Here is a 22,809-nt window from a genome sequence, read left to right on the forward strand (position 1 = left end):
GTCCTCTCATATCACGCCGCGCTGGCGCAGCTCGTCAATGTCGTTGTCGCTCAAACCGAGTAATTCTTTGAGCACCTGCTCGTTGTGTTCGCCGAGACGAGGGCCGAGATGGCCGACCGCCCCGGACGACTGCGAAAACCTCGGCACCGGAGCCTGCACCGTCATCGGACCCAACTCGGCGTCCGGAACGCTGACAAACACCCCGCGGTGGGTCAGCTGTTCGTCGTCGACCAGATCGGTGATGTCGTAGACCGGCGCCGCCGCCACGTCATGGGCCTCGAGAATCCTCATCGCCTCGCAAAGTGTCCGCGCCGCAACCCAATCCGCCACCACGTCGTCGACCTCGCGGGCCCGGGCCAGCCGGCGCTGCGGGTCGGAGAAGTCGGCATCGCGCACCAGGTCGTCGCGTCCGATCGCCTGGAACACCCGCAGCGCCAGGGCCGGCGAGCTCCCCGACATGGCAAGCCACCGTCCGTCGGACGTTTGATAGGTGTTGCGCGGCGCCGAGATGTCCCACCGGTTGCCCGAGCGCTCCGGCACCAGGCCCAACTGGTCGTAGCCGAGCAGCGTCTGCTCGAGCAGACGGGCCAGCGGGTCAATGAGATTGACGTCGATCAGCTGGCCCGGCCCGCCGTGCACATCGCGGTGGTAGAGCGCCATCATCACCGCATACGCGGCGTTGAGCGACGCGACCCCGTCGGCCAGCATGAACGGCGGCAGGGTCGGCGGTCCGCCGGCCTGCCCGGTGATATGTGCGAAACCGCTCATCGCCTCGCCGAGCGTGCCGAAGCCGGGTCGCTCACTCTTGGGCCCGGTCAGCCCATATCCGGTGATGTGCAGCATCACAATCCGGTCGTTGACCCCACGGAGGCTTTCGTAGTCCAGTCCCCACTTGCGCAAGGTCTGCGGCCGGATATTGACGATGATCACATCGGCGCGCTGAACAAGCCGGCGCACCAGATCCTGACCTTCGGCGCAGCGCAGGTCCAGCGTGATCGAACGCTTGTTGCGGGAGACCGACTTCCACATCAGGCCGACCCCGTCACGCTGGTTGCCCCACGACCGGATCGGGTCGCCGTGCACCGGCTGCTCGACCTTGATCACCTCGGCGCCGAACTCGCCCAGATAGGTGGCGACCAGGGGGGCGGCGGCCAGCGTCGCCAGGTCGAGCACCCGCAGGCCGTCAAGCATGGGCTACCGCCGGGCGCTGCAGCCCGAGGTGACCGCGCAACGTAGTCGACTCGTAGGCGGTGCGGAACAGGCCGCGGCGTTGCAGCTCCGGCACCACCATGCGCACCACGTCCTCGAATGCACCCGGCAGATGTGTTGCGGCCAAGACGAATCCGTCACACGCGCCGCTTTGGAACCAGTCCGCCATCTGGTCGGCGACCTGCTCGCCGGTGCCGACGAACCGCGGCCCCTGCAGCAGGGTGGCTCGATGCCCGGCCAGGTCGCGCACCGTCACGGTGTCACCGCCGATATGCGTGCGCAGGTTCTGCACCAACCCGCGGATGCCCGACGACGACGCGATGAGTTCCTCCGTGACCGGGTCGTCCAGATCATGTTGCGCGAAGTCGTAATTCATCAACTCCGACAGCAGAGTCAGCGACGCCATCGGATGCACCAGGTCGTTCAGGAACATCGCCTCGCGATCCTTGGCGTGCGACTCGGACTCCCCGACCACCGCGTAGGCCATCGGGCAGATCCGCACCGCACCGGGATCGCGGCCGGCGTCGGCGATTCGGGCCTTCTGATCGGCGTAGTGGCTGCGGGCGATGTCGATGCCGGGGTCTCCGGTGAAGATCAATTCGGCCCAGCGCGAGGCGAATTCGCGTCCACGTCCTGACGATCCCGCCTGAATGATGACCGGCCGGCCCTGGGGGGCGCGCGGCACGGTCAGTGGCCCGCGGGCGGAGAAGTACCGGCCGACGTGTCCCAGCTCGTGCACCTTGGCGGGGTCGGCATAGCGACCGGACGAGCGGTCGTGCAGCACGGCGTCGTCCTCCCAGGTGTCCCAGAGGCCGGTCACCACGTCCATGAACTCGTCGGCGCGGTCGTAGCGCTCGTCGTGGCCCAAGTGGGCATCGACGCCGAAGTTCTGCGCTTCGCTGTCGTTGACCGAGGTGACGACGTTCCAGGCGGCCCGTCCGCCGGACAGGTGGTCCAGCGACGCAAAGGTCCGAGCGACGTGAAACGGCGCGTAGTAGGTGGTGGAGTAGGTCGCGCCCAGGCCGATACGGGAGGTGGCCTGGGCTAGCACGCCCAGGATCACTCCGAGGTCGAGCTTGACCGGGCGCGCGCCGTAGCTGACGGCCTCGGCCACCGATCCGCCGTGCACCCCGGGCATCGCCAGCCGGTCGTCGAAGAACATCAGGTCGAAGCAGCCGTCCTCGAGCTGCCGGCCGATCTTGGCGTAGTAGGACGCGTCGAGATAGCGGTGTTCGGTGGCGGGGTGGCGCCAGGATCCCGCGTACACCGAGGTACTGCCCGCCTGCATGAACGCCACCAACGCCATCTTGTCGCTTCGCATGGTCCGAAATCTAACATCTGATATTTCAGATATCAAATGCACCGTTTGATATGCTGCGCCGATGGCCGCCACCGTCGACATCGCCGGCACCGTCCGGGAACGCGCCGCACGGGAACTGCGGGACCGCATTCTCACCGGCACCCTGCCCGCCGGCTCGCGGCTGGACCTGGACGCCATCACCGAGGAGTTCGCCACCAGCCGCACCCCGGTCCGCGAGGCGCTGCTGGAACTGTCCTTCGAGGGTCTGGTCCGCGTCGCTCCGCGCAGCGGTGTCACGGTGATCGGCATCAGCCCCGAGGATGTGCTGGACAGCTTCACCATCCTCGGCGTGCTGACCGGGCAGGCCGCGGCCTGGGCGGCGCAGCGGATTCAGCCGGACGAACTCGCCGCGCTGCGCGCACTGGCCGACGACGTGGCGGCCCGCTCCGGCGACGACAGCATCGGTGAAGCCAACTGGCACTTTCATCAGAAGATCCACCGCGCCGCACATTCCCCCCGGTTGATGGCTCAGATCAAGCAGGCGGCCCGGGTGGTCCCGACGAACTTCCTCACCCTGTTCCCCGACCACGAGAAGCACTCGCTGGACGATCACCGGGAACTGCTCGACGCGTTCGCCGACCGGGACGCCGGGCGGGCGCGCGAGATCGCCGAGCGGCACGTGCTGGACGCCGGGCGCTCGCTGGCCGAGTGGCTGGAGCGGCGCGGGTAGGTCGGTCCACCCACTGTCGCGCGACTGTGACTCACGCGACGCCCGAGCGGCGTGTCACGTCGCGAGATTCACGGTGGCGCGCTGGGTAGGGTTCCATGAGTGCCCGAGATCCCCGCGCAGTACCTGCTGTCGGCTGACGCACCGAGTCCGCGCACGCTGATCGACATCATCCGGGCCACCGCGGCTCGCTACCCGGACGCGGCGGCGATCGACGACGGAGAAGTCCAGCTCACCTACAGCGAACTGATCGAGGACATGACCGACAGCGTCGCCTGGCTGGCCGCCCGGGGTATCGGACGCGGCGACCGGATCGGCATTCGGATGCCCTCGGGCAGTTACTCGCTCTACACGGCCATCCTTGCCGTGCTGGCCGCCGGCGCCGCCTATGTCCCCGTCGACGCCGACGATCCCGACGAACGGGCCGAGCTGGTCTTCGGGGAAGCCGATGTCGTCGCCGTCATCACCGACAAGGGCATCGAGCGCACCCAGGGCGCCTCCCGGGGCTGGCGGGCCGAGGCCCCGCTGGCCCGCGACGACGCCTGGATCATCTTCACGTCCGGATCCACCGGAACCCCCAAGGGCGTCGCGGTCAGCCACCGCAGCGCCGCCGCCTTCGTCGACGCCGAAGCGCAGATGTTCGTCCAGGACAGCCCGATCGGGCCGGGTGACCGTGTGCTGGCCGGACTCTCGGTGGCATTCGACGCGTCGTGCGAGGAGATGTGGCTCGCGTGGCGGCACGGCGCCTGCCTGGTTCCCGCACCGCGCTCGCTGGTGCGCAGCGGGATGGACCTGGGTCCCTGGCTGGTCACTCGCGACGTCACCGTGGTCTCGACGGTGCCCTCACTCGCGGCGCTGTGGCCCGCCGAGGCGCTGGAAGCGGTGCGGCTGTTGATCTTCGGGGGCGAGGCGTGCCCGCCCGAACTTGCCGAGCGGCTGGCCCAGAATGCCCAGGAGGGTCGCGAGGTGTGGAACACCTACGGCCCCACCGAGGCCACCGTGGTCGCCTGCGCCGCCCGCCTCGACGGATCGGGCCCGATCAGCATCGGGTTGCCGTTGCGGGGCTGGGACCTGGCCGTGGTGGACGGCGAGGGCCGGCAGGTCGGTTACGGCGAGACCGGCGAGCTGGTGATCGGCGGCGTCGGCCTGGCCCGCTACCTCGATGAGGCCAAGGACGCCGAAAAGTTCGCTGCCATGCCGACACTCGGATGGAAGCGCGCGTACCGCAGCGGCGACCTGGTGCGGCTGGAGGCCGACGGGCTGTTCTTCTGCGGGCGCGCCGACGATCAGGTCAAGGTCGGAGGCAGGCGCATCGAGCTCGGCGAGGTGGACTCCGCCCTGGTCAACCTGGCCGGGGTCAGCGGAGGCGCGGCCGCGGTGCGCCGGACCGCCACCGGCACCGCGGTGCTGGTGGGCTACGTGGTGAGCACCGACCAATCCTTCGATATCGCCAAGGCGCGCACGGAACTTGCCCAGCACCTGCCCGCGGCGCTGGTGCCGCGACTGGTTCTCATCGAGGAGTTACCCACCCGCACGTCGGGCAAGGTCGATCGCGACGCGTTGCCGTGGCCGCCGCCGGGAAGCACCGACACCGAGGAGGCACCCGACCTGGCCGGCACCGCGGGCCGGTTGGCCGAGATGTGGCGGGATCTGCTGGGCGCCACGGTAACCGGTGAGGAAGCCGACTTCTTCGCGCTCGGCGGCGGGTCGCTGGCCGCCGCGCAGTTGGTCTCCACGCTGCGGCAGCAGTACCCGCAGATCACCGTCGCGGACCTGTACGACCACCCCCGGCTCGGCTCGCTGGCCAACTTTCTCGACGAGTTCGGTCCCCCGCCACAAGTCCATGAGCGGTTGGTGAAGCCGACACCGCGTCTGACCCAGCTGATCCAGACCGTGTTGACGGTGCCGCTGGCGACTTTGACGGCACTGCAGTGGATTACCTGGCTGGCGTTGGGGAACAACATTGCTCGTGCTCTGCATCTGGTGCCCTGGACCGTGGCGGTGAGTTGGTGGTGGGTGGCGATCGCGTTCGTCTTGTTCGTCACGCCGCTGGGCCGGATGGGGATCGCGGTGCTGTTCGCCCGGATGTTGCTGTTCAACGTCGCACCGGGCAGCTATCCCCGCGGCGGGTCGGTACATCTGCGGGTGTGGTTCGCCGAACGACTGGCCGAGGCCGCCGGTGCGGAAAACCTGGCCGGCGCACCATGGCTCGTCTACTACGCGCGTGCGTTGGGCGCCGAGATCGGGAAGGGCGTGGACCTGCATTCGGTGCCGCCGGTGACCGGCCTGCTGACCGTCGGCGAACGCAGCGCGATCGAACCCGAGGTGGACCTGCGCGGGCATTGGGTGGATGGGGACCTCTTCCACGTCGGCACCATCACCATCGGCAATGACGCGACGATCGGCGCCCGCACCACCATGTTGCCCGGCGCGGTCGTCGGCAAGAACGCCGACGTGGCGCCGGGCTCGGGCGTGACCGACAAGATCAAGAACGGCCAGTACTGGAAGGGGTCGCCGGCGGCCAAGTCCGGCCGGGTGAAGCACCCGTGGCCGGACGAGCGGCCCGCCCGAAAGTCGTACTGGGTGGCCGGTTACGGGGTCACGTCGCTGGTGCTGGCCGGGTTGCCGCTGCTGGCCCTGGCCGGGGGCCTGGCCATCATCGGGGTGGCCGTCCGGCACACCCGCACGCTGTCGCAGGCCGTGCTGCCGGCGCTGCTCTGGACGCCGTTGGCGGCGCTGGCCGGGTTTGCGGCGTACGCGTTGATAACGGTGGTGGCCGTCCGGATGCTGTCGATCGGGCTGCGCGAGGGCTATCACCCGGTGCGCAGCCGCGTGGGCTGGCAGCTGTGGACCACCGAACGGTTGATGGACGCCGCGCGCACCTACCTGTTCCCGTTGTACGCCAGCCTGTTCACCCCGGTCTGGTTGCGCATCCTGGGCACCCGGGTGGGCCGGGGCACCGAGATCTCCACGGTTCTGCTCACCCCCAAGTTCGCCGTCATCGAGGACGGCGCATTCCTGGCCGACGACACGATGGTCGCCTCGTATGAGCTTGGCGGCGGCTGGATTTACGCGGCCGAGACCACCGTCGGTCGGCGCGCATTCCTGGGCAACTCGGGCATCACCCAGCCGGGCCGCCGGGTTCCCGACGACGGTCTGGTCGCCGTGTTGTCGGCGACCCCGCCGAAAGCCAAGCGGGGCTCGTCGTGGTTGGGCAGTCCGCCGATGCGGTTGCGGCGACGGCCCGCGGAAGCCGATGAGGAGACCACCTACGCCCCGCCTCGGCGATTGAAGGTGATGCGGGCCGCGGTGGAGATCTGCCGGCTGCTGCCGGTGGTGGTGACGGTGACCATCGGGGTGGCGGTACTGGGCGCATTGCAGGCGCTGACAATCACTTTCGGGATCTGGTGGGCGGCCCTGGCCGGTGGCCTGGTGCTGCTGGCCGCGGGCGCGACCGCCGGCTTGGTGACGGTCGTCGCGAAGTGGGCGCTGGTGGGGCGGATCCGGGCGAGCGAGTTCCCGCTGTGGTCATCGTTCGTGTGGCGCAACGAGTTGGCTGACACCTTCGTCGAAACCGTTGCGGCGCCATGGTTTGCGCGCGCTGCGAGCGGCACGCCGGTGATGAACCTGTGGCTGCGCGGCCTGGGTGCCGCGGTCGGACGCGGATCGTGGTGTGAGACGTACTGGCTGCCCGAGGCGGATCTCGTCAAGCTTGGGGAGGGCAGCACGGTGAACCGCGGTTGTGTGGTGCAGACGCATCTATTCCACGACCGGATCATGCGGATGGACAGCGTGGTGCTGGAGCCGGGCGCCACGCTGGGCCCGCACTGCGTCGCACTGCCCGCGGCACGGGTGGGCGCGGGAGCGTCCGTCGGCCCGGCGTCGCTGGTGGTTCGCGGCGACGAGGTGCCCGGATCGACGCGCTGGCAAGGCAATCCGGTCCGGCCGTGGGTGAGCCGCAAGAAGGGGCGCAAGAACGCGCCGGACGTCAAGGACAACGCGGCGTGAGTCCGGCGAAAAAGACCACCCAGAACCAGGGTGTGGACCCGTACCTGCCTCAGAACGGCAACTTCGGCTACACGGTCTCGCGCTACGAACTCGACCTCGAGTACAAGGTCGCGATCAATCGGTTGTCGGGTACCGCGACCATCACCGCGGTGACCGTGGCCGAGTTGGGCGAATTCACTCTTGACCTGTCGAGTGCGCTGTCGGTGTCGCGGGTCTCGGTGAACGGTAAACGCGCCGCGCGTTTCGGCTGCCGGAGCGGCAAGTTGCGCGTCGCGCTGGAGTCGAAGTTGTTCGCCGGCGCCGCGATGTCGGTGGTGGTGCGCTACGGCGGTAGCCCCAAGCCGCTCCGAACCCTCTGGGGTGACGTGGGATTCGAGGAGTTGACCGACGGTGTCCTGGTCGCCGGGCAACCGAACGGGGCCGCATCCTGGTTTCCCTGTAACGACCATCCCAGCGCCAAGGCCGCCTTCCGGATTCAGATCAGCACCGAGAGCGGGTACCGGGCGATCGCCAACGGCAAGCTGGTGTCGTCCAGGGCGCGGGCATCGCAGACCGTGTGGACCTATGAGCAACCCGAGCCGACGTCGACCTATCTCGTCACGCTGCAAATCGGTGTCTACGAGTCGATTCGGCTGACCAGAACGCCGGTGGCGATCCGGGCGGCGCTGCCGCAACGTCTGCAGGACAACTTCGATCACGACTTCGCGCGTCAGCCCGACATGATGGAGTTGTTCATCGAATTGTTCGGCCCCTATCCGCTCGCCGACGGGTACACCGTCGTGGTGACCGATGACGCCCTGGAGATTCCGCTTGAGGCGCAGGGCATTTCGATCTTCGGAGCCAACCACTGCACGGGCACCCGGGCCAGTGAGCGACTCATCGCGCACGAGCTGGCGCACCAGTGGTTCGGCAATTCGGTGACCGCGCGCCGGTGGCGCGACATCTGGCTGCACGAAGGGTTCGCCTCGTACGCCGAGTGGTTGTGGTCGGAACGCAGCGGCGGGTCAAGCACCGCAGCCCTGGCCCGTTACCACCTCGGCCAGTTGCGCCAGAAGCCCCAGGATCTGCTGCTGGCCGACCCGGGGCCGCGCGACATGTTCGACGACCGGGTGTACAAGCGCGGCGCGCTGACCCTGCACGCGCTGCGGGGGCAGCTGGGTGACGAGAATTTCTTTGCGCTGCTCAAGGATTGGACGACCCGGTATCGCCACGGCAACGCCAGCACCGAGGACTTCACCGGGCTGGCGGCCAATTACAGTGGCGAGTCACTGCGGCCGCTGTGGGAGGCCTGGCTGTTTTCGACCGAAGTCCCCTGACCTCAGAGGTTGGCCAGATCGTCCGGTACGTCCACCGCGTGTTCTTGCAGGACCTCGAGTGGCACCACATCGAGGGTGCGTTCGTGAGTGCAGGCCAGCACCACCGGTGCGGCGCACCCGTCGTTGTGGGCCCGCAGCCAGTTGCGCGCGGTGACGCACCAGCGGTCACCCGGTAGCAGCCCGGGAAACCGGAACTCGGGCACGGGCGTCGACAAGTCGTTGCCGATCGACCGTTGGTGCTCGAGGAACTCGGCGGTCACGACGGCGCAGATGGTGTGCAGTCCGCGGTCCTCGTCGCCGGTCGAACAACAGCCGTCGCGGTAGAAGCCGGTGACCGGCTCGGTGCCACAAGGTTCCAACGGGCCACCCAGCACGTTGCGTTCAGGCATGGGCTCAGTATTGCGCGTTGCTCCATCAAAGCGCAGACATTCTGCGCCTTCTCGGCATACGACCGCGGTCAGCGGTCTGCGGAGCGACGGGATGCCTCCTGGACCAGCTGGACGCGCGAATTGACGCCGAGTTTGGTGTAGACGTGCGCGAGGTGAGCTTGCACCGTCCGCGGTGAGATGAACAGCCGCGTGGCGATGTCCTTACTGGCCAGACCGTCGCAGACCAGGCGCACGACCTCGTGCTCCGCGGGTGTCAGGGCGGCCCACCCGCTGCTCGGTCGTCTCCGCTCACCGCGGCCGCGCCGCGCATAGGCGATCGCCTCATCGGTGGACAACGCGGTGCCCTCGGCCCAGGCTGCGTCGAAGTCCGCCTCGTCCATCACTTCGCGCAGTGCCGCGACCGAGGACTCGTAACCGGCTTGATGAACCTTGAACCGCACCATGCCCGTTCGCCGCCGGAACGCCTCGGCCGCGCCGAAGAGCCGGGCGGCTCGCTGAGTGTCGCCGTCTCGCGCGAGGTCGGCAACGCATTCAAGGATGCCGGCCAGCGGTTGATAGGCCTTCGTGCTGGCCGCGCAGGCGAGCGCATCTTGTGTGTCCTGCTCGGCACCTGACCTGTCGTCCTCCGCAAGGGCGACGCGGGCTCGGGCCAACAGAGCCGTCACAAGATGCCAGCCCGACGCCACTGAAACGGATTCGTCGGCCCAACGGCGCGCCACCAGGAGGTCACCTTCCGCCAGCGCCACCTCGACAGCATTGAAGGCGCGTTGCGACGTAGCGGACCGGGGCACCGCTATATGGAAGTGTCTCCAGGCTCGCTCGCTGGCGTCATGTGCGGCGCTGACGTCGCCGGCGGCCAGCGCGGCGGTGGCCGACGCCGCGTGGCCCAATCCCTGGAAGTAGTCGTCCAGCCCGGACGAGATCTCAAAGGCCCCGGCGGCCGCTGTGCGCGCCGCATCGAGCTCACCCTGATATGCCAGTACGATACTCACGCCCATCCGGGCGAGTGGTTTGAGCATCTCGTCGTGTTCGGCTTCGCACTCGGCACTCAGGCCGCGCAATGCCGCAACGGCTCCCGTCAGTTCACCTTCGAACGTGTGCGCCCAGCCGAGGCAGAATTGACACATCCGCGAGTTGGGCCGGTCACCGATCGCGTCGGCGATCTCGAGTCCTTCCGCAGCCGCCGCGCGGGCCTCGATCGCGTTGCCCATGTTGACCCAGGTGTTGGCCTGCCAGGCGAGAATCTGGCTCAGGCTCCATCGATCATCCAGATCGCGGGCGTAGACCATTGCCTCGGAGTGATACTTCTGCGCCGTTTCGCCGTTGTAGCCGGCCCCCGCGATAAAGCCGAGGGCGGTCAAGGTTCGCGCCAGCAGGACCGGGTCGTCAAGTTGACGGGCGATCGCCAGCGCGCGCTCGGCCCGATGAAAGCCGTCGACGACCCACATATTCAGCAGCGCCGTGTCGGCCAGGGCCCGGGCAAGCACTGGCGCGGGTACGTCGAGGTCGTCCAGATCCCTCTGAGCGGCAACGGTATCGAACCATGCCCGGCCTTCCATCAGGCGTCCACGCGCCATCCATAGCGGTTGCAGCGACGACGCCAGCGATAAGGCGCGGCCGGTATCGGAGCTCTCCAGATTCCATCCCAAAGCGCTGCGCAGGTTGTCCATCTCCAGTTCGACCTGCTTGATGCGCTGCATGTAGTCGGTGCGCGCCGGAGCGTCCAGCAGCGCCGCCATCGAGGTGTAATAGTCGCAATGCCGGGAATGAACGGCGTCGGCCTCACCTGACTCACCGAGTTTCTCCAGCGCATATTGGCGCACCGTTTCCAGCAACCGGTATCTCGTTGCACCCCCGTTGTTTTCGGCTACCACCAGCGACTTGTCGACGAGCAGGGTGAGTTGGTCCAGGACCTGATAGCGCTCTACGCCGTCGGCGCCGGTGACCGCTTGGGCGGCATCTAGATCGAAGCCGCCCAGGAACACGGCGAGCCGGCGGAACAGCACGCGCTCGGTATCGGTCAGCAAGGTATGCGACCAATCCACCGATGCGCGCAGGGTCTGCTGTCGTCGCACCGCGATACGAGAGCCACCAGTCAACAGCCGAAAGCGGTCGTGCAGGCTGTCGACGATCTCGGTCAGCGACAGGCTACGCACTCGCGCTGCCGCCAACTCGATCGCCAGTGGCATGCCGTCCAGGCGCAGGCAGATCTCGGCCACCGCGCCACAGTTGTCCTCGTCGATGGCGAAGCCGGACCGGGCCAAACGGGCACGATCGGCGAACAACTCAACTGCCTCGTCGGACAGCGACAGGGAAGGCACCTGCCAAGCCGCTTCGCCGGTCACGCCGAGCGGCTCACGGCTGGTGGCCAGCACCGTCAACCGTGGCGCTGCGCCTAAAAGCGCGGCCACCATCGCGGCGGAGGAGTCGAGGAGGTGTTCGCAATTGTCGAGCAGCAGCAGCATGTGGCGGTCGCGCAGATGCTGCTGCAACGTGTCCAGCGTCGAACGGCCGGGTTGGTCGGACAGACCCAACGCTCGGGCCGCGGTGACGGGCACCACGACCGGATGGGTGATCGGCGCCAGATCGACATAGCAGATTCCGTCAGCGAACTGCTCGGCCAGCGCCGCAGCGACCTGCACCGCCAGGCGGGTTTTGCCCGCACCACCGGCACCGGTGAGGGTGACCAGGCGATTGCTTGTCAACGCTTCGCGAAGGTCGGCGATCTCCGCTTGCCGTCCCACGAAAGTGGTGAGCTGGGCCGGAAGATTATGCACGGCAGCGGCTTTGGGCGTACGCAGCGGCGGGAACTCGTTGCACAGGTCGGGATGACACAGTTGCAACACGCGCTCGGGACGGGGTAGATCCCGCAACGGGTGGGTGCCCAGGTCGGTCAGCGACACGTCGGACGGGAGTTGATCGACCACCATCAGTTCGGTCGCGCCCGACAACACGGTCTGCCCGCCGTGCGCCAGGTCCCGCAGTCGGGCAGTGCGATTGATCGTCGGGCCGATGTAGTTGCCCTCGTCTCTGAGCTTCACCTCGCCGGTGTGGAGTCCGACGCGTAACCGCAGGGGGGCCAGCGGTGCCCGCTGCAGATCAAGCGCGCAGGCCACCGCGTCGGAGGCGCAGGCGAAAGCGATGACGAAGCTGTCACCCTCACCCTGCTCGACGGGGCGGACTCCCCCGTGGGCGGCAACGAGTTCGGCCAGCACCTGATCCAGGCGCGCCACGCCGGCGGTCATCTCCTCCGGCTGGCTCTCCCACAGCCGGGTTGAGCCCTCGACGTCCGCCAGCAGCAACGTCACCGTTCCGGTCGGCAGTTCGCTCATGCCCACGTCGCTCCAGTCGATTTGGCTCATGCTAACCAGCATCTGGTGACGCGTAGCGCGAAACATCGGCCAAATTGCCGATAGTGCTGCAGCCGCCATACGTACGTGAGAATGGCGGCATCGGTGCATAGTGTGTGTTCAAGGCCTGTTCAAGGCCCTATTCTTACTCAAATGGCGGCTGTAGCGGCGTGCCGTATGTGTGGGACCGAGCTTCTGACGGAGGCCCGCTTCTGCCACGGTTGCGGAGCGCCGCTGGCCCCGACCGACAGCGTGGCCGAATACAAGCAAGTCACCGTGTTGTTCGCCGACGTCGTGCATTCGATGGACATCGCGACGGCGGTTGGCCCGGAACGAATGCGCGAGATCATGGCGGAACTCGTCGGCCGCGCGGCCGCAGTGGTGCAGCATTACGGCGGCACGGTGGACAAATTCACCGGCGACGGAATCATGGCGATGTTCGGCGCCCCGGCCGCGCTCGAAGACCACGCGGTGCGCGCCTGCCTCACGGCTCTGGATATCCAGGACGAGGCAAACCGGCTCGGGGCCGAGGTTCAGCGACGAGACGCCGTGAACCTGCAATTGCGGGTGGGCTGAATTCCGGCCAGGTCATTGCCGGCGAGATCGGCTCGGACGCTTTCGGTTACACGGCGATCGGCGATCAGGTCGGCATGGCTCAGCGAATGGAGTCGGTGGCACCACCCGGCGGCGTGATGCTGAGCGAATCCACCGCCCGACTGGTGGCAGCCGCGACTGTGCTCGGTGAACGGCAACTCGTCCGCGTCAAAGGCAGTGCGGATGCGCTGCCGGCCCAGTTGTTGCTAGCCGTCTCGGTGCGGGCCGGCCCAGGCCGGTCGGACACAGCACTGGTGGGTCGCCAATGGGAACTCGGTGCGGTCGGCGCCGTCCTGGATCGAGCGATCGCGGGGCAGGGATGCGTGGTCGGCGTCGCTGGTCCGGCGGGAATCGGTAAGAGCCGGCTGGTATACGAAGCGGCGGCACTGGCCCGTGTGCGCGGGGTCGAGGTCTTCTCCACGTTCTGCGAGTCCCACACCACCGACGTGCCTTTTCACGCGGTCGCACGGCTCTTTCGCAACGCGGTCGGGATAGCCGATTTAGACGAGGAGACCGCGCGGGCGCGGGTATCCGATCAGTTCTCCGATGCCGGAACCGACGATCTCCTGTTGCTTTACGACTTGATGGGGATTCGTGATCCCGACTCGGCGGTGCCCGGCATCGCTCCGGATGCGCGGCGGCGGCGGCTGACCGCGCTCATCAATTCGATGTCCCTGTCCACCTCGACACCGGCACTGTATGTCGTCGAGGACGTGCACTGGATCGACGCCGTCAGCGAGTCCATGTTCGTCGACCTGATGAGCGTCATTCCGCAGACCCATTCGGTGGTGCTGCTCACCTATCGCCCCGAGTACCGGGGGCCGTTAGGCAATTTGGCTGGTGCACAGACGCTTTCGCTGGCGCCGCTGAGCAGTTCCGAGGTGGGGACACTGTTAACCGAGCTGCTGGGCGTCGATGTGTCAGTACAGGCGATCGCCGGTCTGGTTGCCGAACGAGCTGCAGGCAACCCCTTCTTCGCACAGGAAATGGTGCACGAACTTGCCGGACGCGGCGTTCTCAAAGGTGAACGCGGCCAATACACCTGCGACATCGCGGTGGGTGAGATCAGCGTCCCCGCCACCCTGCAGGCGGCCATCGCGGCACGGATCGACCGGCTCGGCACCGACGCGAAGCAGACCATCAACGCCGCGGCCGTGATCGGGTCCCGGTTCACCCCCGACCTGCTCAATGCACTCGGGATCACTCCAGCCGTCGACGAGTTGCTCGGGGCGGAGTTGATCGATCAGGTTCGGTTCACGCCACACACCGAATATGCCTTTCGTCATCCGATGATTCGTGCGGTTGCCTACGAGTCACAACTGAAATCGGCTCGGGCGCAACTACACCAGCGACTGGCTGCTGCCATCGAAACGCGCGAACCCGCGTCGGCCGATGCGAACGCCGCTCTGATCGCCGAACACGTCGAAGCCGCCGGCGATCTGATTGCGGCATACGCGTGGCATATGCGCGCCGCTAACTGGTCTATCAATCGGGAAATCGCCGCGGCCCGGGTCAGTTGGGACCGGGCCCGCGCAGTCGCCGACTCCCTGCCCGCCGAGTACCCGAACCGGCTCGCGATGCGAATTGCGCCGCGCACCATGCTGTGCGCCACCTCGTGGCGCGGCACACCTCAGCCGGCCGGCGGGACATTCCAGGAACTGTGTGCGCTGTGCGACGAAGCCGGGGACAAAACATCCGTTGCCATCGCGATGACCGGCGTGGTGGCAGAACACGCCCGGCACGCCCGCATGCAGGAGGCGTTGGAGCTTGCGTCTAAACAGATGGCGCTGATCGAGTCCATTGGGGATCCAGGGCTGATGATGGGGGCGGGCTTCAGTGCAATCGCGATCAAGGCGCAGCACGGAGAGATGGCGGAAGCACTGCGCTGGGCTCAGACAACGATCGACTGGGCAGCGGGAGATCCGGTCAAGGGCATCATGATCGCCGGTTCTCCCCTGCCGACGGCGCTGGCTATCCGAGGCTCTGCCCGATGGTGGTTTGGCCATGCAGGCTGGCGCGATGACTTCGCCGCAGCGTTGGAGATGGCTTGCGATGCCGACCCGCAGACATTGGGCTTCGTCACCGCGTGGGTCTTCGGCACCGGCATCCTCAACGGAGTTCAACTGGTCAGTGACGACGTTGTGAGCCACCTCGAACACGCGCTACGGGTGGCGGAGGCGTCGGGTGACGACACCGTACTGGGCAGCATCAAGTACGTCATGGGCTCCATGCTCGTGTGTCGCGGGGATGACGCAGACCTGCAGCGGCGCTTGCAGTTGATCGCCGAGGTACGCGACATGTGCCGCGAGCTCCGGTTCCCCTTGTCAGAAGTATCTCCGATCGAATTTCTGCCGGCATACGAGCAGGCTCGTACGGGTGATGCCGAGGGGGGTCTTCCCCAGATGCGGCATTCATTCACCGACATGCTGCAGAAAGGCCAGCTTGTCTACGCAACAGGCATGGCTGGATTTCTGATAGAGGTGTTGCTGGGTCGGGGATCCGACGGCGATTTGATCGAGGCGCAGGACGTCGTCGATCGGATCGCCGCCCTACCTGGAGACGATTGGGTTGCACGCGACCTGATGGTGCTGAGGCTGCGCGCCATGGTCGCCAAGGTGCGCGACACGGACAGCCAGTACTTTGATCTCCGGGATCGCTACCGCGCGTGGGCGCAATCCCTGGGCTTCGAGGGGCACATGCAGTGGGCCGCGCAGATGGGCTAGGTTCAGCGACGTGATACTTACGGGCGCTTTCCTGGCCGATGCGGCCGCCGTCGTCGACAACAAGCTCAACGTGTCCGGTGGGGTGCTGTCCCGATTCGCGCTGGGGCCCGACCGCTCGGCCAGGTTCGTGCTGGTGGTGCTCACTCAGGCAGAGCCGGGCAACACCGATCGGATGGTCAAGATCGAGATGCGGCCGCCCAACGACGACGAACCGATCCGCCTGGAGTTCGAGGTGCCGGAAGCCTCGGTCGCCGAATTCCCGGGGTTCGCGTTCTTCGAGCTGCAGCTGCGGCTGCCCAGTGACGGCCGCTGGGTGTTGGTGGTGACCGGTGGCACCGGAGCGATCTCGCTTCCGGTGCTGGTGACCGAGTTTGCGCCGCCGCAGCAGCAGCAGGGGCCGGCCTTCGGGCTCTGACTTTCGGGCGCTCGCGACGCCCGGGCTGCCACGGTTCAGGTTTCTCCGGCGCGAGCGACCCCAAAATGCCACCCCCCGCGGCGTGTCCCCGGCAACACGCGGGCGCTCGCGGCAGTGGGCCCTCGGCACCCCAGCCCCCTCCCGCGCGAGCGACCCCAAAATGCCACCCGCCGCGGCGTGTCCCCGGCAACACGCGGGCGCTCGCGGCACCAGAGGCCGCCAAAAACTCAGGCCAGGGCGGGTAGCACCACGTCGGTCAGCAGCTGCACCGATTTCCACGCCTCGTCGACGGGCATTCCGCCGACCAGCGGGTGCAGCACGATCGGGCCGTAGTAATCGGCGGCCCGGACCTCGGCGATCAGCTGATCGGGCGTCAGGAACCGGTACCGCCCGGACGCCTTGACCTCCTCGATCGTCTGAACTCCGGGCAGGTGCATCAGAGAGCGTTCGTCGGCGGACCAGCCGCCATAGGTGACCGCTTCCCAGAGGATGTGCTCGCCCAACTCGGCCCAGGCCCGGTCAGGGTCCTCATGCAGGTAGATCATTCCGCGGTTGACCGGCCCGGGCATGACGACGAACGGTTTGACGCCGGCTTCGGCGCACAATTCGCGATAGTGGGCCGCGACGTCGGGCAGGTGGTCGGCCAGGCTGAGCGGAAGCCCGAACCGCGCCGCGCGCCGCGCCGTGGCGCGCGAGCCGCCGCCCACATACAACGGCGGATGCGGCCTGGTCCAAGTTCCCGTGCAGATACCGTCTTCGCCACCGGACCAGACAGCGAGCATTCGCTCGACCAGAGCGTCCATCAGCTTGCCGCGCCGCGTGAAGTCCACTCCGAGTGAATCGAATTCGACTGTGCGGTAACCCAGACCCACCGTGGTGTGCAGCCGGCCGCGACTCATGTTGTCGACCAGCGCGATGTCCTCGGCGAGGCGGACCGGATGCCACAGCGGACCCAGCGCGCAGTCCACGCTGGCGATCATGGTGGAGGTTCGCGCCAGGAACATGGACGCGGCCATGATCGGGTTGCAACTCCAGCCGTGTCCGGTCGCGTGGTGTTCGTCGACGCTGACCGTGGTGATCCCACGCGACTCGCCGAACTCCACCAGCTCCATTGCCGCGTTGAGCAATTCGCTCTGCTTGCGCGGATTGCCTTGCGGGGAACCGAAATTGAACCTCAGCACCGTCAGGATCATGTTCGGCTACTGCGCCATGGACTGCAGGAAGGCGGGAAAGTCGGGAAATAAGGCGCGGTCCACGATCTCGATGCGCGTGCCACCGGCGTCTACGTAGTAGGCGAACATCGCCAGCGTCGAGTCGGCCACGTCGGCGGTCATTTCGAGAGTGAACCCGTTGTCTTCCAATGCCTTCCCCGTCTCGGCGAGGTCGTCGACGAAGTAGCCCAGGTGGTGGACGGCGTTTCCTGGTGCCGCCACCCACGGTGTCCCCGGTGTCTCCTGGATCAGTTCCAAGTACGGGCTCTGCACGGAGTAGACGAAGTTCGAGGTCAGTTCACGGGTGCCCGTGGCAGTGCGGAAGGGCAGCGTGAAGCACATCGGTTTGATCCAGCGGTAGCCGGCCAGCGCGGTTAACCGGGCCATCGCGGCGTCGAGGTCGGGCACCACGATGCCGGTGTGGTAGAGGTCCTCGGCTCGAAGTGCGAGTGCCATATTCCCGTCCTCAGATGCAGTCGGATGCGCCGTCGACGACGAACACCGCACCGGTGGTGTAACTGCTTTGTTCGGTGCACAAGAAGGCTACCGTGGGTGCGATCTCGCCGACCCTGCCGAAGCGCTGCAGCGGGATATGCGCCAACTCGGTGTCCACGAGTTCGGCCACCGAAAGCATCGGTGCGGTCATCGGAGTCTCGACGGCGCCCGGCGCCACCGCGTTCACCCGAATCCCGCGCGCGGCCCACTTCACCGCGAGATTTCTTGTCACACAGATGATTCCGGCCTTTGCCGCACCATAACCGGGGACCAGCGGGACGGCCCGCAGGGCGGACATGGAGGCCAGGTTCACCACGCTGGCGCCACCGCTCGCGCTCGACGCCTGCAGCGCGCGGCGCAGCCCGACCGTCAGCCGGTACGGGCCGGTCAGGTTCAGCCCGACCGAAGCCTCGAACCCGTCCGGCTTCGATTCGTCGAGTCCCCCTGGAAAATTCGCACCGGCATTGTTCACCAGCACGTCGAGGTCGGTGAATCGTTGCGTCAGCGCGTCCACCGAAGCTGGGTCGGTGATCTGCAATTGGTGATAGGTCATGCCGGACAGGTCGGTGTCGTATTCGCCTGCGTCGGCCTTGGTTCCGGTGATCGTGACCCGCGCACCGGCATCCCGGAACAGGGTGGCGATCGCGTGGCCTATTCCGCTGGTACCACCGGTGATCAAGGCCGTTGTCCCGGTGAAGTCGAAGGAGACCCGTGCGGTCATGAGTTGCTCGCAATCTGTTGTTTGAGCCAGGCCATTTCCCAGAAGTTCTCACTGCCTGCCAGCAGGTCTTCGTGGGCTTCTCTGAGCACTTCACGCGCGCCCGGGTGCTCACGGGTGACCAGTTCGGCGAGATGGATGGCGTGCAGCGGGCGGCCCGCGCACAGGTGGGCCCGGGCGCGGTCGACGAGCGCGTCGGCACCGGCGAGTTCGACGATGTCGGCCGCCACTTCGTCGAGCCCGACCGGATAGAGCTCGGTGGTCGAGCGGTGGTGAAACCAACCGGAATAGTTCTCCCAGATGGCCCGCACGTCCCAGGCGACCTTGCCGTAGCCCTGGCCCACTTCGAGTTCCGCGGGCAGCGCGATCTCACGCATCAACGAGCCGACGTCCTTGCCGGTGTTCATGCCGGCCACCGTCTGATCGTGGATGTACTGAATCGCGTTGCGCAGCCGGGTCAGTTCGGAGTCGATACGCTCGGCGCCGGCGATCGGGTCGAAGTGACCGGTGACCAACAACTCCGGTTGCAGCTGCCGCACCCGATCCACCGACGCGATCGCCGTCAACGCGTCGCGGTACCGGTCGCCGCGGATGGTGACCAGGTTGGGGACGTGTCCGAAGATCGGCCCGAAAGTGTTTCCGCACAGGCAGATTCGCTCGTCCGGCAGCCACACCACCAGCGAATCGGTGGTCTCTCCCCCGGGCACCGAGATGAGTTCCAGCCGGCGGCTACCCACCTGCAGGGTCAGCGTGTCGTCGAAATCGAGGTCGACGGCGGGAACACTCTGTCCGGGCAGCTTTCTGGTGCCCAGCCGCTGCTGGATCGCCTGGATGCCAGTGGCGAGCGTGTCTTTGAAGGCGAACGCGCTGCGACTGGCGCGGTACGGGATGAGGCGTTCGTTGTCGTCCCGCCACAGCTTCCAATTCGCTTGTGCGACAACGGTAGTGTCGGGGTCGCGGACGCTGTCCAGGCCGCCGACGTGGTCGACGTGACCCTGGGTGAAGATGATGTAGCGCACCGGTGAATCGTCGACGGCGTCGAAGTTGGCCCGGTGCACCGGGCCCTCGAAGCCCATCCCGGTGTTGATGATCACCCGGCCTTCGTCGGTCGTGAGCAGATAGGCGTTCGACAATCCCGGGGAGCACCAGAGTCCGGGGGCGATCTGCTCGGCGCGGTCGGCGGATGCCGGGCGCATCGCGTCCGCGCCCGGGCGGCTTCGGTACACCGGTTCGGATGTCATCGTGTCTCCTTCATTCGGCGTCTCCTTCATTCGGCGCGGACGTCGAACCTGTTGAAGTAGAAGTCGAATCGCGCGCGGAGTTCCTCGGGCGAGATGCCGAAGTGGCGCCGCAGGTCGTAACGGATCCGGCCGTGCTTGCCGCGCGGGTTGCCGTCCAGGTATTTCTGGAACTGCCGCTGCACCTTGTCAGTCAGTTCCGTGCCGGCACGCCGGTAAAGGTCGGTCAGCAGGGACATTTCGCTGCCGTTGAGCTCATGGAAGCTGATGTCGATGCTGCGTTCGGCCGGCACCAGGTCGCGGTCGCGCACGCACGCACTGAGCAACCGGTGCACGCGGTCGCTCCAGTAGTCCAACAGCCAACCGGGGTCGATGCTGGTCCGGCGCAGCCGATCGGAGTAGGCCATCATGGTGATCGCGGACTGGATCACCGCCACCGGATCGCGGTGGGTGAAGGCGACGGTGGCGTCGGGGAAGGTGGCCATCAACGGGCCGAGTTGCTCGCAATGCTGCGGGCTTTTGAGCACCCAGGTGCGCGGGCCGCGCAGAAACGTCAAAGCCTGCAGGACTTTCCGTAAGTACCTGTAGTGCCGGTACTGATCCAGGGTCAGGTAGTAGTCGCGCCAATCCGGGACGCGCGCATGCCATTCCAGCACGTAAGAGGCGAGATCCAGGTCGAGGATCTCGACTTCTTCCTCGATGGCCTCCGGGAAGCGGTCGTGCATGGCGGCGACCACGGGGGCGCTGACCATCAGCGCGTCGTGCTCCTGCTTGCACCGCGTGTACCGCGGATCCACACCGAAGGTGTCGGGCCCCTCACCGGGGGCGGGGATCGGATCCTGACTCTCCCAGTAGGGCAGCGCGCGCCGGCGCGGGTCGGCGGCGATGAGGTTCACCAGGTGTGTGGTGCCCGAGCGCGGCATTCCGACGACGATGATCGGTCGCTCGATCGGGATCGACTCGATCTCGGGATAGCGCTTGATCAGATCCGTCAGCGACAACCGGTTGCGCAACAGCCGCACGACCCGTTGCCGCAACGTGGACCGGGAGAGCTGCCGCAACCCGTCATCATGCTCGATCGCAGCGACGTGAGCCGTCAGCCGATCCGTGAAGCCGTCCGTGTCGTCGAGGTCCCCGGCACCCGCGCGGTCTCTGGCCTCGGCAAGCATCTTGTCGATGTCGAACTCGACGGGGCGGCTCTCGGTGAATTCCAGGATCTGGCGCTGGACGTCGGTCAACCGGGGCGACGTCAGATCGTCGAAGTCGACGAAATCAGCGGATCCCGTGGCCGCTTCCACCCATCACCTCCAATACTTGCGATGTCGAATATTCGCTATAGTATTCGAAAATATGACAGCTACGGTAGATGCGGGCACGCCGGATCGTCAACCCGCGTCTCCTCCGACAGAGCGTGTGATCGCCATCATGGAACTGGTGGGATCGAAACCCGGCCGCAGCTTCTCCCTGGCCGAGATCACCCGCGAGTTAGGGATCAGCCGCGCCACCGGGCACGCCATCGTCACCACCTTGGCCGGCCACCACTGGTTGGTGCGCGACGCGGCCGGCGCCTACTCTCGGGGTCCTGGCATGGCGGCCCTCACCGGGACGGCCGACGAGCGCATCTACCACGGAATTCTGCGGGACCTCGCTGAATCTGCCTCTGCACAGGCGTTTTTGGCTCGACGCGACCAGAACAGCCTGGTCGTGATCGACAACGCGGGCGAATCACCGTCGGGAATGCGGATCGATCGGCGGCTGCGCATGCCCCTGGTCGCACCTTTCGGCCGTGACTACGTCGCGTGGGGCTCCTCCAGTGCCCAACGCGCGTGGCTCGAAGGCGTGGGCAAGCCGTCGACTGAGCTGGCACGCCGAATGTCGACGGTACTCAATGAGATCCGGGAACGCGGTTATGTCATCGAAAGACTCAGCCGCGAGTACGTGCGCGTGTACACGGCGCTTCGGGCGCTCGGCGCTGACGGTGAACCAGACGCCATCACCGCGCGACTGGCGCGGGCATTCGCCGACCTGACGGTGATCGATGTGCTCTCCTCCGAACTCACCGAGAACGCAACGCACAGTATCGCCACCATTTCGGCGCCCGTCTTCGATGCAGACGGCCTCGTCACCATGTCGGTCAGCGCCGCGCCGTTCGCCGAACTCAGCGGCGTCGAAGTCAGGCGCCTCGGCGAGCAGGTCCGCGCTGCGGCTCGAAACATCGGGCAGCACCTCACCCAGCCCCGGTGAGCGGTACCCTGCAGCGGGAATCGCGTCATCCCGTCTACAGGAAAGGCCGCTACGGTGCTCGTCGTCACTACCAATGACATCCCCGGTTGGGAAATCCAGCGCGTCTGCGGTGAAGTCTTCGGACTTACCGTGCGGTCCCGAAATGCGTTCGCGCAGTTCGGTGCCGGCTTCAAGTCGATGTTCGGTGGTGAGTTGCAGGGCATGACCAAGAACCTGGCCGAGAGCCGCAATGAGGCGATGGCCCGGCTGATCAACGAGGCGCGCGCCAAGGGTGGCAATGTCATCATCGCGATGCGCTTCGACACGACCGAGCTCGGAGATGTCTGGACCGAGATCTGCGCCTACGGGACGGCGGTGCAGGCGGTGCCGGTGACCGATGGCGCGCGCTACACCGCGTCGCAGCTGGGATACGGCGGCGGCGCGCCGCAGCCTCAGCCGCAACCTCAGCAGTAACCAGGTAGCCCCTCGGCCGTGCTTCTCTCAGGTCGCAGCGGTAGTTTCAGCCAGTGATAGTCGGGGCCTTTTTGGCCGAAGCCGCTTCGGCGACGGACAACAAACTCAACGTCTCGGGCGGAGTGCTGCTGCGATTCGCTGTCGAAGAAGACCGGCTGGCTCAGTTCCTGCTCGTGGTGCTGACCCAGTCGGAGACCGGCAGTCCGGAGCGGCGAGTCGACGTCGAAATCCGTCCCCCGACCGATGACGAGCCGCTGAACATCGAGTTCGAGTTGCCCGAAGCCGCCACCACCGCCGAACTCGGTTTCGCGATTTTCCCGATCGAGGTAACGCTGCCCGTCAACGGCCGCTGGGTTCTGGTCGTCACCGGCGGGGCGGGCATGATCTCGCTTCCGCTGATCGTCAGTGGTTAGCTAGAG

The 22,809-nt window shown here is 66.8% G+C and carries 17 protein-coding genes; 8 read left to right on the top strand and 9 right to left on the bottom strand.

Going from position 1 to position 22,809, the window contains the following annotated elements; all coding sequences use genetic code 11:
- Positions 1-6: 6 nt before the first annotated feature.
- Together C0J29_RS29135 and C0J29_RS29140 are read right to left on the bottom strand one after the other, a co-directional pair.
- On the bottom strand, positions 7-1,191 hold the full coding sequence (locus tag C0J29_RS29135) for a CaiB/BaiF CoA transferase family protein (RefSeq protein WP_120794345.1): 1,185 nt from the start codon (positions 1,189-1,191) through the stop codon (positions 7-9).
- The gene (locus C0J29_RS29140) at positions 1,184-2,530 is read right to left on the bottom strand and encodes an LLM class flavin-dependent oxidoreductase (protein ID WP_120794346.1); all 1,347 of its coding nucleotides are present in this window, start codon (positions 2,528-2,530) and stop codon (positions 1,184-1,186) included. Before C0J29_RS29140 ends, C0J29_RS29135 begins: the two co-directional genes overlap by 8 nt.
- A 61-nt stretch (positions 2,531-2,591) precedes the next feature.
- On the opposite strand from C0J29_RS29140, the gene C0J29_RS29145 reads away from it, so the two are divergent.
- The 3 genes from C0J29_RS29145 to C0J29_RS29155 all read left to right on the top strand — a co-directional run bounded on the left by C0J29_RS29145 (position 2,592) and on the right by C0J29_RS29155 (position 8,560).
- Positions 2,592-3,239: a GntR family transcriptional regulator gene (locus C0J29_RS29145; RefSeq protein ID WP_065045723.1), complete on the top strand. Its 648-nt coding sequence runs from the start codon at positions 2,592-2,594 to the stop codon at positions 3,237-3,239.
- Between the two features lie 99 nt (positions 3,240-3,338).
- Positions 3,339-7,244, top strand: a complete 3,906-nt coding sequence (locus tag C0J29_RS29150; protein WP_120794347.1) for a Pls/PosA family non-ribosomal peptide synthetase — start codon at positions 3,339-3,341, stop codon at positions 7,242-7,244.
- Positions 7,241-8,560: a M1 family metallopeptidase gene (locus tag C0J29_RS29155; protein WP_120794348.1), complete on the top strand. Its 1,320-nt coding sequence runs from the start codon at positions 7,241-7,243 to the stop codon at positions 8,558-8,560. Before C0J29_RS29150 ends, C0J29_RS29155 begins: the two co-directional genes overlap by 4 nt.
- A 2-nt stretch (positions 8,561-8,562) precedes the next feature.
- Here C0J29_RS29155 and C0J29_RS29160 read toward each other — a convergent pair whose 3' ends face one another.
- On the bottom strand, positions 8,563-8,949 hold the full coding sequence (locus C0J29_RS29160; protein ID WP_065045720.1) for a DUF2237 family protein: 387 nt from the start codon (positions 8,947-8,949) through the stop codon (positions 8,563-8,565).
- 68 nt (positions 8,950-9,017) lie between these two features.
- On the bottom strand, positions 9,018-12,281 hold the full coding sequence (locus C0J29_RS29165) for a helix-turn-helix transcriptional regulator (RefSeq protein WP_120795033.1): 3,264 nt from the start codon (positions 12,279-12,281) through the stop codon (positions 9,018-9,020).
- A 197-nt stretch (positions 12,282-12,478) separates the two neighbouring features.
- Here C0J29_RS29165 and C0J29_RS29170 point away from each other — a divergent pair, with 197 nt between their 5' ends.
- Both C0J29_RS29170 and C0J29_RS29175 read left to right on the top strand, forming a co-directional pair.
- Positions 12,479-15,616 (top strand): ATP-binding protein, encoded by a 3,138-nt coding sequence (locus tag C0J29_RS29170; RefSeq protein ID WP_341870244.1) that lies wholly within the window; start codon positions 12,479-12,481, stop codon positions 15,614-15,616.
- 10 nt (positions 15,617-15,626) lie between these two features.
- The gene (locus tag C0J29_RS29175) at positions 15,627-16,031 is read left to right on the top strand and encodes a hypothetical protein (RefSeq protein ID WP_120794349.1); all 405 of its coding nucleotides are present in this window, start codon (positions 15,627-15,629) and stop codon (positions 16,029-16,031) included.
- Between the two features lie 227 nt (positions 16,032-16,258).
- Here the strand turns inward: C0J29_RS29175 and C0J29_RS29180 are convergent, their stop codons facing one another.
- Genes C0J29_RS29180 through C0J29_RS29200 form a run of 5 tightly spaced genes read right to left on the bottom strand, consistent with a single transcriptional unit; the run spans position 16,259 to position 20,991 of the window.
- On the bottom strand, positions 16,259-17,224 hold the full coding sequence (locus tag C0J29_RS29180; RefSeq protein ID WP_120794350.1) for an LLM class flavin-dependent oxidoreductase: 966 nt from the start codon (positions 17,222-17,224) through the stop codon (positions 16,259-16,261).
- Between the two features lie 6 nt (positions 17,225-17,230).
- Positions 17,231-17,698 carry a VOC family protein gene (locus tag C0J29_RS29185; protein ID WP_120794351.1) on the bottom strand — a complete coding sequence of 156 codons (468 nt, stop codon included), beginning with the start codon at positions 17,696-17,698 and terminating at the stop codon, positions 17,231-17,233.
- A gap of 10 nt (positions 17,699-17,708) precedes the next feature.
- On the bottom strand, positions 17,709-18,458 hold the full coding sequence (locus C0J29_RS29190; protein WP_120794352.1) for an SDR family NAD(P)-dependent oxidoreductase: 750 nt from the start codon (positions 18,456-18,458) through the stop codon (positions 17,709-17,711).
- Positions 18,455-19,696, bottom strand: coding sequence for an MBL fold metallo-hydrolase (locus tag C0J29_RS29195; protein WP_242460577.1), 1,242 nt, complete (start codon positions 19,694-19,696; stop codon positions 18,455-18,457). The genes C0J29_RS29190 and C0J29_RS29195 overlap by 4 nt, the downstream gene beginning before the upstream one ends.
- Positions 19,697-19,722: 26 nt before the next feature.
- Positions 19,723-20,991 (bottom strand): sulfotransferase family protein, encoded by a 1,269-nt coding sequence (locus tag C0J29_RS29200; RefSeq protein WP_120794353.1) that lies wholly within the window; start codon positions 20,989-20,991, stop codon positions 19,723-19,725.
- Positions 20,992-21,043: 52 nt separating this feature from the next.
- On the opposite strand from C0J29_RS29200, the gene C0J29_RS29205 reads away from it, so the two are divergent.
- From C0J29_RS29205 to C0J29_RS29215, 3 genes are read left to right on the top strand one after another with little or no spacing between them, the layout of a single operon-like run.
- Positions 21,044-21,937 carry a helix-turn-helix domain-containing protein gene (locus tag C0J29_RS29205; protein WP_120794354.1) on the top strand — a complete coding sequence of 298 codons (894 nt, stop codon included), beginning with the start codon at positions 21,044-21,046 and terminating at the stop codon, positions 21,935-21,937.
- A 54-nt stretch (positions 21,938-21,991) separates the two neighbouring features.
- Positions 21,992-22,390 carry a YbjQ family protein gene (locus C0J29_RS29210; RefSeq protein WP_065045712.1) on the top strand — a complete coding sequence of 133 codons (399 nt, stop codon included), beginning with the start codon at positions 21,992-21,994 and terminating at the stop codon, positions 22,388-22,390.
- Between the two features lie 53 nt (positions 22,391-22,443).
- Positions 22,444-22,803 carry a hypothetical protein gene (locus tag C0J29_RS29215; protein WP_065045711.1) on the top strand — a complete coding sequence of 120 codons (360 nt, stop codon included), beginning with the start codon at positions 22,444-22,446 and terminating at the stop codon, positions 22,801-22,803.
- The last annotated feature ends 6 nt before the right edge of the window (positions 22,804-22,809 follow it).

The organism is Mycobacterium paragordonae, from assembly GCF_003614435.1.
GTDB lineage: Bacteria > Actinomycetota > Actinomycetes > Mycobacteriales > Mycobacteriaceae > Mycobacterium > Mycobacterium paragordonae.